Origin of the sequence: Bradyrhizobium sp. AZCC 1578 (assembly GCF_036924675.1) — a bacterium.
In the GTDB taxonomy this organism is placed as follows: domain Bacteria; phylum Pseudomonadota; class Alphaproteobacteria; order Rhizobiales; family Xanthobacteraceae; genus Bradyrhizobium.
Window position 1 is genome coordinate 2255577 of sequence record NZ_JAZHRZ010000001.1, and the last position, 13072, is coordinate 2268648.

A 13072-nucleotide genomic window follows, 5' to 3' on the forward strand; every position below is an offset into this window, starting at 1 on the left:
AGGTTGGTTGGTAAAGTCTGAACACCGTTAGGGGATTTTTACCACGATTCGACCGCGGACCTTCCCTGCGAGGATTTCGGCGCCCGCGCCGATCACCTGGTCCAAACCGATTTCGTGAGTAATATCAGCTAGTTTTCCCTTATCCAGATCGCTGGCAAGGCGATTCCAGGCAAGCTTGCGCTGCTCGATCGGGCACATCACCGAGTCGATGCCGAGAAGGCACACTCCACGCAAAATAAACGGTGCGACCGAGGACGGCAAATCCATACCGGCGGCAAGGCCGCAGGCGGCAATGGCTCCGCCATATTTGGTCATCGACAGCAGGTTGGCGAGCGTGGTCGATCCGACGCTGTCGACGCCACCCGCCCAGCGCTCTTTTGCCAGCGGCTTGGCGGGACCTGCGAGCTCGGCCCGATCGATCACTTCGGCGGCGCCGAGGCCCTTCAGGTAGTCGGCCTCCGACATCCGCCCCGTGGACGCGATGACGTGATAGCCGAGTTTCGAGAGCACGGCTGACGCGACCGAGCCGACGCCGCCGGCGGCGCCGGTCACCACGATGGGACCGCTCTTCGGCGTCAATCCGTGTTTCTCCAGCGCCAGCACCGACAGCATCGCGGTGTAGCCGGCAGTGCCGATCGCCATCGCCTCACGCGTGGAGATGCCATCGGGCAGCCGCACCAGCCAGTCGCCCTTGACGCGCGCCTTTTCGGCATAGGCGCCAAGATGAGTCTCGCCCATGCCCCAGCCGTTGCAGACGACCTTGTCGCCGGTCTTCCACGCCGGATGCGAAGATTGTTCGACGGTGCCTGCGAAGTCGATGCCGGCGATCATCGGGAAACGCCGCACGACGGGAGCCTTGCCGGTGACGGCTAGACCATCCTTGTAGTTCAGCGTCGACCACTCGACGGCGACGGTGACGTCGCCTTCCATCAGCTCGGCTTCGTCGAACTGCGTCAGCGCGGCGGTGGTGCCTTTATCGGCCTTGTCGATCCTGATGGCCTTGAACGTACCCATGGCAAACTCCCCGGACTTTTCTGTGTCGGGAGTGTTTACCGCATCAGGCGGGTTGTGCAACCGGGCGCGCGACCGGCTGCTCGACGATCGGCAGGTTGATCAGCGCCGACAGCACACCGAACAGGATCGAGAGCCACCAGATCGGGGTGTAGGAGCCGAACTGCTCGAACACGATGCCGCCGAGCCAGACGCCGAGGAAACCGCCGACCTGATGGCTGACGAAGGCAAAGCCGTACAGCGTTGCGAACCACTTTGTGCCGAACATCAGCGCCACCAGCGCCGAGGTCGGCGGCACCGTCGAGAGCCAGGTCAGGCCGCTGATGGCACCGAACGCGATTGCCGAGAAGGTGGTGATCGGAAACGAGATGAAGGCGATGATCGAGAGCGCCCGCGTGAAATAGATCAGCGACAGGATATAGCGCTTCGGAAAATAGTTCTGTATCCAACCGACGCTGAGCGAGCCGATGATGTTGAACAGGCCGATCGCCGCAATCACCCAGCCGCCGGTGGATGCAGGAATGCCGCGATCGACGAGATAGGCCGGCAGATGTACGGTGATGAAGGCGAGCTGGAAGCCGCAAGTGAAGAAGCCGAGCACCAGCAGCACGTAGGAGCGATGACCGAACGCTTCCGCCAGCGCGGTCTTGAAGGATTGCTGCTCGGCGGGCGGCGCATCGGCCGCTGTTGCGGCCGGTGGCGTTGCCAGCGCCAGCGACAGCGGCACGATAAGGAGCATCAATGCCGCAAATACAATGAGCGCTGCTTGCCAGCCGAACTGATCGATCACGGCCACGCCGAAGGGAGCGAACAGGAACTGACCGAACGAACCAGCAGCCGTGCCGGCGCCGAGCGCGAAACCGCGCCGTTCCGGCGGCAACAGCTTGCTGAACGCTGACAGCACCAGGTTGAACGACGAGCCTGACAAGCCGAAGCCGATCAAGACACCGGCACTAAGATTGAGCGACAGCGGCGTCGACGAATAGCGCATCAACAGAAGACCGGCGGCATAAAGAAGCGCGCCGATGACAATGACGCGCAGGATGCCGAAGCGATCGGCGATGGCGCCTGCGATCGGCTGCCCTAGCCCCCACAGCAGGTTCTGCAATGCCAGCGCGAGGCCGAACACGTCGCGGCCCCAGGCAAATTCAGCGCTCATCGGTTGAACGAAAAAGCCGAGGCTGGAGCGCGGCCCGAAACTCAACAGCGCAATGATGCAGCCGCAGATCATGATCACCAGCGGCGTGCGCCAGGTGCCGAGGCCGGAGGATGGACGAAGGTCGGTCGTTACAGCCATTTGCTTCCCCTGGACCAATCGGCGCCCGGGACGGCCCGAGCGAAACGTTACGGTGAGTTAATGCAGGTGCATGAAAACCCCAAGAGGGAGGGAGAGAAAAATTTTCCGCTGCAGGGCAGCTCTGCAAAATTGTCGAGGGCAATGAGTGCAATTTATTGAGCGGGGCACCTGGCAGAGATGCCGTCCCTGCGAACGCAGGGACCCATAACCACCAGCCTACATTGTTGAAGCGCAGCCGTCGCTCCGAGTGCCCATTCCGCCCGCCGCGGCGTATGGGCCCCTGCGTTTGCAGGGGCGACAAGTTGAGGGGTCTCGCCTCTATTCCGTCATCCTGCGTTCGCAGGGACGACATTTGTTACCGCTTCGCGCTCGCCTGCTCGGCCGAGCTTTGCGCGGCTTCCGCGAGCTTGGCGGAGATCGCCGCGGTCTCGGCAGGCGTGCCCCAGCTCGGCGCGTCGCTGCCATTGCCCCAGGCGCGTGGCCGGTAGAAGGTGTGCACGCCGAACTTGTGCATCTTCTTCATTTCATTGACCCAGGACGGCCGCACCCAATAGGCGTGGTAGTGCGTCGACTTGTCGACTTCCGGCAGCCAGAGCTGGCCATCGAGCATCGCCTTCGCGATCTTCTTCGCCCGCTCCCACATGTCGGGCTCGCGAATGACATCCTTGTTGTTATCGCAGGCGAAGGTGAACTGGCACGCCAGATGGCGATGCTTGTTCTGGTAGACCACGCCGCACACGGTTTCGGGATATTTGCCGGAGAAGGCGCGGTTCAAAACCACCTGCGCCACCGCGATCTGGCCTCGCACCGCTTCGCCGCGGGCCTCGAAGTAGATCGCTTCAGCCAGGCACTTTTCCGACTTGGCGCGCGACTTCTCGTCAAACAGGCCGAGACGTTCGGCCGGCGTCTTGGCGCGCTGGTTGTCGGCGTTGACCTCGCCCTTCGGCGCGACGCTTTCGCCCATCTCGCCGGCTCGCACCGGACCATCGGCATCGACCGGCAGCGAGGCCATCACCTTCATGTCGGAATCCGGATGCGCTGGTGGCATGACAATGACAGGCTCTTCGCCGGGCTGCCAGCGTTCGATGCTTTCGGGCGAGCCGAGCGAGGAGCCAAAGAACAGGCTCGAGGTCTTGAAGGAGAAACCATCGCGCGGTGGCGTAGCCGCTTGCGGCGCGACCTTGAGATCGTCCTGCGGCTTGCTCTCGAGCGACAGCGACATATCCAGTGGCGGCGCGTTCAGCGCGGCCTGCAGCTCGGGATCGAGCGGTGCACGCTCGACGGGCGGCGGCGTCTCGGCAGTCTTGGCGCCCTTGACCGATGCATTTGATGTCGCCGGATCCTCGATCGCCGGCGCTCGATCGGCAGGGCCAGTGGTCTCCACTGCCGGCGACGGCGGCGCGATGATAAGGCGGTCGCCCTTCAATGTGCGGTCGACCTTGGGGAAATCGGCGGCGTGATAGCGCGGCGATGGAGCGACCAGCGGATTGCGCGTCACCGAACCCGTGATGTCGATGCCCTGAGTGTCGAGGCTTGCGAGACGGTAAGTTGCGGTCTGCGGCGACGAGGTTCCGATCGGGCGGCCGAAGGAGAACGTCGCGACCTGGATGCCGGCGGAGGAGAACACGCGCTTCTGCCAGCGCTCGGCGACGCCCGGCTGGCGCGCCAGCAGCGAGGCGATATCCTGATATCCGATCTCGGTCGGCATCAAAGCGAAGACGCAGAGACCGAGACCGAAGGACGCGAACCGCGCGCCCTTCGGCTGGTTACGCAACACAAACATCGATACGCTCACGCAACGCTTACACGGGTCGAACGTCAGTACATCCGTGCAATTCGACCTTTTTCGTTGGTATCGAATTTAGGTTGCCGGGGAGTTAATCGGCGTGGCGTGCGTGCTACACGCAAGACATCGCGCAATTTTTCCGGATCGCATGAGAAGTGTTGGTAAATGGCCGCTCGATGAAAGTGGTAAACATCCCGTCAACGAAGATGATGAAGAGATTCTTGCGCGGCTCACTCACCTCGCAATGGCGCGAGTTCCAATTCACTGTGTCGCGCTGAAGCGTTTGAGTTCGTCATTGCTGTCGATGAATTGCGACGACCCTCACCTAGGCAGCAAAACGCAAATGCCCGGGACAAAGCCCGGGCATCACGTCGTGTTCGTCATCGTATCGAAGAAGCCCTACGCCTGGCTCTCAATCTTCTTGCCGAGCGCGGCCTGCGCGGCGGCGAGGCGCGCGATCGGCACGCGGTAGGGCGAGCACGAAACGTAGTCGAGCCCGATCTCGTGGCAGAACGCCACCGAGGCGGGATCACCGCCATGCTCACCGCAAATGCCGACCTTCAAATTGGGCCGTGTCTTGCGACCACGGCTGACGCCGATCTTCACCAGCTCGCCCACGCCATCGCGATCGACCGAGATGAACGGATCGATCTCGAGAATTCCCTTGCTGACATAGGTGCCGAGGAAACTCGCGGCGTCGTCGCGGCTGATGCCGTAGGTAGTCTGGGTCAGGTCGTTGGTGCCGAACGAGAAGAACTCCGCGGTCTGGGCGACATCGCCGGCCAGCAGGCACGCACGCGGCAGCTCGATCATCGTACCAACTTGATAAGCGAGCTTCTTGCCGGTCTCCTTCATCACCGCCTGCGCGGTGGCGTCGATCCGCGCCTTGACCAGGTCGAACTCGGCCTTGGTCGCGATCAGCGGCACCATCACCTCGAGGCCGACGGCCTCGCCAGTGCGCTTCTCGGCTTCTACCGCCGCTTCGAAGATCGCGCGCGCCTGCATTTCGGCGATCTCAGGATAGGCGATCGCAAGACGGCAGCCGCGGAAGCCCAGCATCGGGTTGAACTCAGCGAGATCACGGGCGCGATCGGCGAGCTTGCGCGGATCGGTGTTCATCGCGCGCGCGACTTCTTCGATCTCGGCCTGGGTGTGCGGCAGGAATTCATGCAGCGGCGGATCGAGCAGGCGGATCGTGACGGGCAGGCCCTTCATGATCTCGAACAACTCGACAAAATCGGCGCGCTGCATCGGCAACAGTTTTGACAGCGCCGCGCGGCGCGACTGTTCGTCCTCGGAAAGGATCATCTCGCGCACGGTGCGGATGCGGGTTTCCTCGAAGAACATGTGCTCGGTGCGGCACAGCCCGATGCCCTCGCCGCCGAATTTTATCGCGGTGCGCGCATCTTCCGGCGTGTCGGCGTTGACGCGAACTCCGAGCTTGCGAACCTGATCGGCCCAGCCCATCAGCGTGCCGAACTCGCCCGACAGTTTCGGCTCGATCATCGGCATCTTGCCGGCCAGCACCTGGCCGAGCGAGCCGTCGATGGTGATGACGTCGCCGGTCTTGAAGGTGCGCGAGCCGACGCTCATGGTGCCGCGGCCATAGTCGACGCGAATGGCACCGCAGCCGGAAACGCAGGGCTTGCCCATGCCGCGCGCCACCACCGCGGCGTGCGAAGTCATGCCGCCGCGGGTGGTCAAAATACCTTCGGCGGCGTGCATGCCGTGAATGTCTTCCGGACTGGTTTCGACGCGCACCAGAATGACGTTGCGGCCGTCGGCCTGAAGTTTCGCGGCTTCATCGGACGAGAACACGATCTCGCCGGATGCGGCGCCGGGCGAGGCCGGCAGGCCGGTCGCGATCACGTCGCGCTTGGCCTGGGGATCGATGGTCGGATGCAGCAATTGATCCAGCGAAGCCGGATCGATCCGCATCACCGCGTCCTTCTTCGAGATCAGGCCTTCATTGGCGAGCTCGACCGCGATGCGCAGCGCTGCCTTCGCGGTGCGCTTGCCGCCGCGGGTCTGCAGCATCCACAACTTGCCCTGCTCGACCGTGAACTCCATGTCCTGCATGTCGCGATAGTGCTTTTCGAGCAGCGTGTAGAACCGCGTCAGTTCCTTGAAGGCCTCCGGCATCGCGCTTTCCATCGACGGCTTGTCGGAACCGGATTCCTGGCGCGCTTCCTCGGTGATGTCCTGCGGCGTGCGGATGCCCGCCACCACGTCCTCACCCTGCGCGTTGATCAGGAATTCGCCGTACAGCTTGCTCTCGCCGGTCGAAGGATTGCGCGTGAACGCGACGCCGGTCGCGGACGTTTCGCCCATGTTGCCGAACACCATGGCCTGCACGTTGACCGCGGTGCCCCACGATTCCGGGATGTCGTGCAGGCGGCGGTAGGTCACCGCACGCGCATTCATCCAGGATGAGAACACCGCGCCGATCGCGCCCCACAATTGCTCGTGCGGATCCTGCGGGAAATCCCTGCCGGTCTCGCGCGCCACCGCTTCCTTGTACTTGCCGACCAGCTCGACCCAGTCATCGCCGGTCAGATCAGTGTCGAGCGTGTAGCCCTGGCTGTCCTTGAAGGTGTCGAGAATGTCCTCGAAGTGATGATGCTCGAAGCCGAGCACCACGTCCGAATACATCGTGATGAAGCGGCGATAGCTGTCATAGGCAAAGCGGCGATCGCCGGAGAGTTCGGCGAGCGCTTCGACCGTTTTGTCGTTGAGGCCGAGATTGAGCACGGTGTCCATCATGCCCGGCATCGACGCGCGGCCGCCGGAACGAACCGACACCAGCAGCGGATTTTTCGAGTCGCCGAATGCCTTGCCGGTCAGCTTGCCGACATACTCAAGCGCCTTCTCGACCTGCGCCTTCAGCGCGGGCGGATAGGTTTTGTCATGCGCGTAGAAATAGGTGCAGACCGAGGTAGGAATGGTGAAGCCCGGAGGCACCGGCAGGCCCAAATTGGCCATCTCGGCAAGGTTGGCGCCCTTGCCGCCGAGCAAGTCGCGCAGGCCCGCTTTGCCCTCTGCCTTGCCGTCCCCGAAGGTATAGACCCACTTGCCGGATTTTACCGCCTCGGCGGCAGGCTTGCGGACGGCAGCCTTCTTGGCCGCGGCCTTGGCGACCGGCTTGGCCGGGGCCTTCTTCAGCGCCTTGCGGGCCGAGGCCTGCGGCGCGGCCTTCGGCCGGGCGGATGGCTTTGATTTCGCTACAGATTTCACTGCAGCCTTCTTGGACTTCGCGACGGCTTTGGCCATGGATTCCAACTATCCGAAAAAGGGAAGAAGATTGCGCGCCTTACACCATTTTGAGGGGTTCCGCGCAAGCCGCGAAACCCCGCTTTTCAGTGCTAGAACTTGAACATCTTGAGCACGCCAAGACCCACCAGGCCGACGAAGATCAAGTAGATCGCGACGATGTAGTTGAGCAGCCGCGGCATGATCAGGATGAATATCCCGGCGAGCAGAGCAACGATCGCGGGAACATGCGTGGCGGTGATGGTCATTGAAATCTCCAGATGATCGGGGGCGGGAAATCGAATCGAGGGCGGCAACTTAACCGCTGGCGCGGTTCGGGAATAGCAAGACGCTTAACCGCTTCAATGGGTTCCAGCCTCCGCAACAATTCCCCAGAAATGTCGCGGATGAGGCCGCGCTTTTACCGGAACAATGCTGCACGCGATGAATTGGCCCGCATTGTGTGTGCTGGCGAAAGCCGGCACCTCTTCTCGCGAAGGAGTTGACCATGCGGAACAGACTATTTGCCATTGCGGCGATCGCGGGCGCGATGGCCGTCCCGATCGCGGCTCAGGCGCAATCCACGATCGGCACAGGTGGCGGCAGCGCGGTCGTCATCGGTGAACATGTAGAAGGCATCGCGCCCGACGTGCGTCCGGCCTTCCGCGAATACATCGTGCGTGAGCGCGTGCCGAATTACACTATTTCCGAGCGTGTGACGGTTGGCGCCGTGCTGCCGGAAACCGGCGTGACCTACTACGACGTGCCGCAATCGTTCGGGGTGACGCCCTATCGCTACACCGTGGTGAACGGCCAGACGATATTGGTCGAACCGCGTTCGCGCCGCATCGTTCAGGTGGTCGATTGACCTTCAGTAGCCTGAACGATTGGTCCGGGCGCCGCGCAAGCGGATGTGCGCGAGATACGACCGGACAAGAAGCCCCGCCCGGCGTCCCCTCCGGGCGGGGTCTTTCTGTGCGCTCGTTCACTGTCGTGTCCCGGACGCGGTGCAGCGCGGAGCGATGCACCGCAGAGCCGGGACCTATGTATGATTGAGGCGAGATGGGCCCCGGCTTGGCAGCGCACCACTTCGTGCTGCGCTGCCAAGCCGGGGCACGGGCAGCGGTCAGCTATTCCCTGATTTCCAATCCAGGCTTCTTCACCACCAGCCGGTGAATCTTCTTTCCCGATGAGGCGCTGACGATCTCTTCGTCGAGCAATACGGTCGCGGTCGTCAGCTCCGCCTGCACGACCGCCGGATCGAACGCGGCGTAAAGCCGTCCCTGCGCGTCGCGCTGATCGGCGCCCTCGGTGACGCGCCAGCTCAGATAGAGAATGCCGCTGGGCTTGACGATATCGAGCAGGCGGCGGACCGATGCCGCAATCTCCTTGCGGTCGAGATGCATGATCACGGTTTCGCACAGCACGTTATCGAACGTGCCGATACCGCGCAGATCGGGCAATTCGGCATGCGCGAACTTGCACGACGGATAGCGCCGGCGCGCTTCGTTGAGCAGGCCCTCCGAGGCGTCGAAGCCCATCGCCGAAAAGCCGTGGGTGTGAAGCCAGGCGACCTCGCGGCCGCAGCCGCAGCCGATATCAGCCGAATTGCCACCGCGCACGAAAAAGCGTTCGACGACTTCCTGCAGGTCGACGGGCGCCGGCTGACCGAGCCAGTCCTTCGCGCACGCCGCCGCATCCTGGTCATAAGCGGCGAGCGTCTGAGGATCCATGGTCTAGCCTTCGATCTTGGAAAAATCCGCAACCGCGCGGGTCGCCGCGCGGATTTCGTTCAGGAGTTTTAGTCGATTCTCGCGAACATCAGGTTCATCGGCATTGACCTTGACCTTGTCGAAGAACGCATCGACCGCGGGCCTCAGCTTCGCCATTGCGCTCATCGCCGCGGCGAAATCTTCCTTCTGCACTGCGGCTCCGGCCTCGCTCTTGACCTGGTCGATCGCCTTGGCGAGCGCCTTTTCTTCGGCAAGCGCGTAGAGCCCGGCATCTGGCGCACCGTCGAACGTGCGCTTGTCCTTTTTCTCCTCGATCGCGAGGATGTTACTCGCGCGCTTGGTCCCTGCAAGCAGGTTCTTGCCGTCGTCGGTGTCGAGGAACTTGCCGAGCGCCTCGACGCGACGGACGACCAGCAGCAGGTCATCCTGGCCTTCCAACGCAAAGACGGCGTCGACAAGATCATGACGCGCTCCTTGTTCGCGGAGTTGGACTTTCAGGCGATCCGCAAAGAAGGAAAGCAGATCCGTTGCATTCTTGCGAGTAAACCGAATCAAATTGATATCTTCGACTGACCCCGGAGGCTGCCGGGACGGCCAAACGCTGAGATCTTTGTAATCTGAATGAGCAAGATTGAAGTCCGCTAAGGCAACAATCCGCCCGATCAAACTGTTGGCATTACCTAGTGCCTCGCTCGCGGAAGAGACCTTCCAGCCAAACGTGTTGTTGTCCTCCCAGCAAACTTCAACATTCCGTCGCAGCGCCTCAGAATTTGCCAATGAGCCAAAGTTAAACTCACCACCGGGCTGCTTTTCGTCTTCGATCGCTCCGATCACGACTCCAATATACGACGAAAGCAATCCGTCGTGATCAAGATACGCAGTCTCGAATGGAAATTCCTTCAATAACATCGCTATTTGATAATCGACGTCGCGGCCCGAGCTTTCTGTAATGCGCCGCCAAATAAGATACCCGGCACCGAATGCCAACCGCTGCCGAAACAGCCGTGCTAGAAACTCAACTTGATCTATGCGGATTTGATTACTCAGAACGATCCTGATGACGCCCAGCGCCGCCCGCCGCAACGCATAGGGGTCCTTGCTTCCCGTCGGTTTCTCGTCGATCGCCCAGAACCCGACCAGCGTGTCGATCTTGTCGGCCAGCGCCACCGCCACACTCACCGGATCGCTCGGCACGCGATCAGTCGGCCCCTGTGGCTTGTAATGCTCCTCGCTCGCGGCGGCGACGGAGTCGTCTTCACCTTGCGCCTGCGCGTAGTACTTGCCCATCAAGCCCTGCAGCTCGGGGAATTCGCCGACGACCTCGGTCAGCAGATCCGCCTTTGCCAGATGTGCGGCGCGCTTGGCCTTCGCGACGTCGGCGCCGACCAGCGGCGCGATCTCGGCCGCCAGCCGTTCGATCCGTTTGATCCGCTCCGCCTGCGTGCCAAGCTTCTCGTGAAACACGATCTGCTCGAATTTTGGCAGCCGGCTCTCCAGCTTCGTCTTCAGGTCGGTCTCGTAGAAGAATTTTGCATCGCTCAACCGCGCGCGGATCACGCGCTCGTTGCCGGCGACGATCACCTTGCCGCCGTCGGTCGCTTCAATGTTGGCAGTCAGAATAAATTTGTTGGCGAGCTTCCCGGTCTTGGGGTCGCGCACCACAAAGCATTTCTGGTTGTTGCGGATGGTGGCGCGGATCACTTCGCCCGGGATCGGCAGGAATTCCTCATCGAAGGAGCCCATCAGCGCGACCGGCCATTCGACGAGGCCGGCGACCTCGTCCAAGAGCCCCTGGTCCTCGACCAGCTCAAAGCCTTGCGCGAACGCCAATTGCTTGGCGTCGGCGAGGATGATGTCCTTGCGCGCCTGCGGATCGAGTACGACCTTCGCGGCCTTCAGCTTGGCTTCGTAATCCGCGAAGCGCCGCACCGGAATCGCCGACGGCGCCATGAAGCGGTGGCCGAACGTGGTCTGCCCGGCCTCGATGCCGTCGACGGAAAACTTTACCACATCGGGTTCTTCGGTCTCCGGACCGAAGGTCGCGATGATCGAGTGCAGCGGCCGCACCCAGGAGAGCGAACCCGATTTGGTCGAACGAGCGCCCCAGCGCATCGACTTCGGCCACGGGAAGGTTCGGATGATGACCGGCAGAATCTCGGCGAGCACATCGATGGTGGCGCGGCCCGGCTTTTCGATCAGGGCGATGTAGAAGTCGCCCTTCTTCGGGTCGGTCTGGATCTTGGCGTCTTCGATCCTGGCCAGACCGGTCGCCTTCAAGAATCCCTGGATCGCGGCATCGGGGCCGCCGACGCGCGGGCCGCGGCGCTCTTCCTTGAGGTCGGACTGCCGCGCCGGAACGCCGTGCACGGTCAGCGCCAGCCGCCGCGGCGTCGCGAACGCTTTCGCGCCTTCATAGACCAGGCCCTCCGCGACGAGCTTGTCGGTCACCATGCGGCGCAGATCGTCCGCCGCCTTCGCCTGCATGCGCGCGGGGATTTCCTCGGAAAACAATTCCAGCAGAAGATCAGGCATCAGACCGCCCTGCCCGCTTCGGTGTGAACCCAGGCCTCGCCGCAGGCCTTTGCCAATTCGCGCACGCGCATGATGTAGCTCTGCCGCTCCGTCACCGAGATCACGCCGCGCGCATCGAGCAGGTTGAAGACATGGCTCGCCTTGATGCACTGGTCATAGGCCGGCAGCGCCATCAGATGTTCTTTCTGATTACCGCCCTCCTTCCACCCGGCCGTAAGATATTTCTTGCAAGCGTCTTCGGCCATCTTGAACTGCTCGAACAGCATCGCCGTATCGGTGTGCTCGAAATTGTGCCGGGAATATTCCTGCTCGGCCTGCAGGAAGACGTCACCATAGGTGACCTTGTCGGCGCCGTCGCGGCCATTGAAGTTGAGATCGTAGACGCGGTCGACGCCCTGCACATACATCGCAAGACGCTCGAGTCCGTAGGTGAGCTCGCCGGAAACGGGTGCGCATTCGACGCCCGCGACCTGCTGGAAGTAAGTGAACTGGCTGACTTCCATGCCGTCGCACCAGCACTCCCAGCCCAGCCCCCATGCGCCAAGCGTCGGGCTTTCCCAATCGTCCTCGACGAAGCGGATGTCGTGCAGGCTCGAATCGATGCCGATCGCGGCCAGCGACTTCAGGTACAGATCCTGAAGGTTCGGCGGCGACGGCTTCATGATCACCTGAAACTGATAATAGTGCTGCAGCCGGTTGGGGTTCTCGCCGTAGCGTCCGTCCTTCGGCCGGCGCGAGGGCTGCACATAGGCCGCATTCCAGCGCTTCGGCCCCAACGCGCGGAGCGTCGTCGCCGGATGGAAGGTGCCTGCGCCCATTTCCATGTCGTAGGGCTGCAGGATCACGCAGCCCTGCTCCGCCCAGAACCGCTGGAGAGCAAGGATGAAGCCCTGGAACGAACGTTCCGGGCGCATATGGGCAGGCAAAGCGTCCATCGGCAGAATCGGTCTCGCGAAGGGGGGTTTTAAAGTGCGCGGGACCGTATCGGCGTAGGGGCGTGGAATCAAGGCGATGGAGCCCTGTATTCCTCATGGTGAGGAGCGCGGCGGGCCGCGCGTCTCAGGACGATGCCAGCATCGCCGAGCGAGCCATGAGGCCCCGAACGTGTGGGCCATCCTTCGAGACGCGGGCTGTCGCCCGCCCCTCAGCATAAAGGCCGGAGGCTAGCCCGGCCGGTAGGCGCCGGTGACGGGGTCGCGGCGCAGCGTTGGGATGTCGGCCGTCTGTGTGGCCTCGGCGACGCGCGCCAGCCGTGCCTCTTCGAGTTCCCTGTTGATGCGGACGGCGGTCTTGTAGGCCCAGCGGACCACGGCGAGCCCTCCCAGGGCACCCGCGAATGCGATCAGCGGCGGCATCGGTCGATCCTTGTCGTTCACGTGTCAGCCCCCAATGGCTCGCATTCTCGCCGAAGCCGGCCTGCATCGCAATTACGCTTTTGGGACTAAATGGCGCGGGTACCCCCGG

General features: G+C 62.7%; 10 protein-coding genes. 1 reads left to right on the forward strand and 9 read right to left on the reverse strand.

What is annotated here, in order from left to right; translation table 11 throughout:
• Positions 1-27: 27 nt before the first annotated feature.
• The 5 genes from acuI to V1290_RS11000 all read right to left on the reverse strand — a co-directional run bounded on the left by acuI (position 28) and on the right by V1290_RS11000 (position 7612).
• A complete protein-coding gene (gene acuI / locus V1290_RS10980) occupies positions 28-1014 on the reverse strand; it encodes an acrylyl-CoA reductase (NADPH) (RefSeq protein WP_334364424.1) in 987 nt (328 codons plus the stop codon).
• 43 nt (positions 1015-1057) lie between these two features.
• Positions 1058-2308 (reverse strand): MFS transporter, encoded by a 1251-nt coding sequence (locus tag V1290_RS10985; RefSeq protein ID WP_334364425.1) that lies wholly within the window; start codon positions 2306-2308, stop codon positions 1058-1060.
• A gap of 355 nt (positions 2309-2663) precedes the next feature.
• Positions 2664-4091 carry a cell wall hydrolase gene (locus tag V1290_RS10990; RefSeq protein ID WP_334364426.1) on the reverse strand — a complete coding sequence of 476 codons (1428 nt, stop codon included), beginning with the start codon at positions 4089-4091 and terminating at the stop codon, positions 2664-2666.
• A gap of 402 nt (positions 4092-4493) precedes the next feature.
• Complete coding sequence (gene ppdK, locus V1290_RS10995; protein WP_334364427.1) at positions 4494-7364, reverse strand: pyruvate, phosphate dikinase; 2871 nt, start codon at positions 7362-7364, stop codon at positions 4494-4496.
• Between the two features lie 92 nt (positions 7365-7456).
• Positions 7457-7612 (reverse strand): DUF3096 domain-containing protein, encoded by a 156-nt coding sequence (locus tag V1290_RS11000; protein WP_082637306.1) that lies wholly within the window; start codon positions 7610-7612, stop codon positions 7457-7459.
• Between the two features lie 239 nt (positions 7613-7851).
• On the opposite strand from V1290_RS11000, the gene V1290_RS11005 reads away from it, so the two are divergent.
• Entirely contained in the window at positions 7852-8211 is a 360-nt protein-coding gene (locus tag V1290_RS11005; protein WP_334364428.1) for a DUF1236 domain-containing protein, read from the forward strand.
• A gap of 262 nt (positions 8212-8473) precedes the next feature.
• On the opposite strand, the gene V1290_RS11010 is transcribed toward V1290_RS11005, so the two are convergent.
• The 4 genes from V1290_RS11010 to V1290_RS11025 form a co-directional block, all read right to left on the reverse strand.
• Complete coding sequence (locus tag V1290_RS11010) at positions 8474-9076, reverse strand: class I SAM-dependent methyltransferase (RefSeq protein ID WP_334364429.1); 603 nt, start codon at positions 9074-9076, stop codon at positions 8474-8476.
• Between the two features lie 3 nt (positions 9077-9079).
• Positions 9080-11608, reverse strand: a complete 2529-nt coding sequence (gene glyS / locus V1290_RS11015; protein WP_334364430.1) for a glycine--tRNA ligase subunit beta — start codon at positions 11606-11608, stop codon at positions 9080-9082.
• A complete protein-coding gene (locus tag V1290_RS11020) occupies positions 11608-12543 on the reverse strand; it encodes a glycine--tRNA ligase subunit alpha (protein ID WP_334364431.1) in 936 nt (311 codons plus the stop codon). Before V1290_RS11020 ends, glyS begins: the two co-directional genes overlap by 1 nt.
• 228 nt (positions 12544-12771) lie before the next feature.
• Positions 12772-12963 (reverse strand): hypothetical protein, encoded by a 192-nt coding sequence (locus tag V1290_RS11025; RefSeq protein ID WP_028346932.1) that lies wholly within the window; start codon positions 12961-12963, stop codon positions 12772-12774.
• Positions 12964-13072 lie beyond the last annotated feature (109 nt).

Excerpts from the sequence above, each read along its gene's own strand:
- V1290_RS11020 (WP_334364431.1), bottom strand. The coding sequence starts at position 12,543 with ATGGACGCTTTGCCTGCCCATATGCGCCCGGAACGTTCGTTCCAGGGC.
- V1290_RS10985 (WP_334364425.1), bottom strand. The coding sequence starts at position 2,308 with ATGGCTGTAACGACCGACCTTCGTCCATCCTCCGGCCTCGGCACCTGG.
- V1290_RS11010 (WP_334364429.1), bottom strand. The coding sequence starts at position 9,076 with ATGGATCCTCAGACGCTCGCCGCTTATGACCAGGATGCGGCGGCGTGC.
- V1290_RS10990 (WP_334364426.1), bottom strand. The coding sequence starts at position 4,091 with ATGTTTGTGTTGCGTAACCAGCCGAAGGGCGCGCGGTTCGCGTCCTTC.
- V1290_RS11025 (WP_028346932.1), bottom strand. The coding sequence starts at position 12,963 with ATGCCGCCGCTGATCGCATTCGCGGGTGCCCTGGGAGGGCTCGCCGTG.
- glyS (WP_334364430.1), bottom strand. The coding sequence starts at position 11,608 with ATGCCTGATCTTCTGCTGGAATTGTTTTCCGAGGAAATCCCCGCGCGC.
- V1290_RS11000 (WP_082637306.1), bottom strand. The coding sequence starts at position 7,612 with ATGACCATCACCGCCACGCATGTTCCCGCGATCGTTGCTCTGCTCGCC.
- V1290_RS11005 (WP_334364428.1), top strand. The coding sequence starts at position 7,852 with ATGCGGAACAGACTATTTGCCATTGCGGCGATCGCGGGCGCGATGGCC.
- acuI (WP_334364424.1), bottom strand. The coding sequence starts at position 1,014 with ATGGGTACGTTCAAGGCCATCAGGATCGACAAGGCCGATAAAGGCACC.
- ppdK (WP_334364427.1), bottom strand. The coding sequence starts at position 7,364 with ATGGCCAAAGCCGTCGCGAAGTCCAAGAAGGCTGCAGTGAAATCTGTA.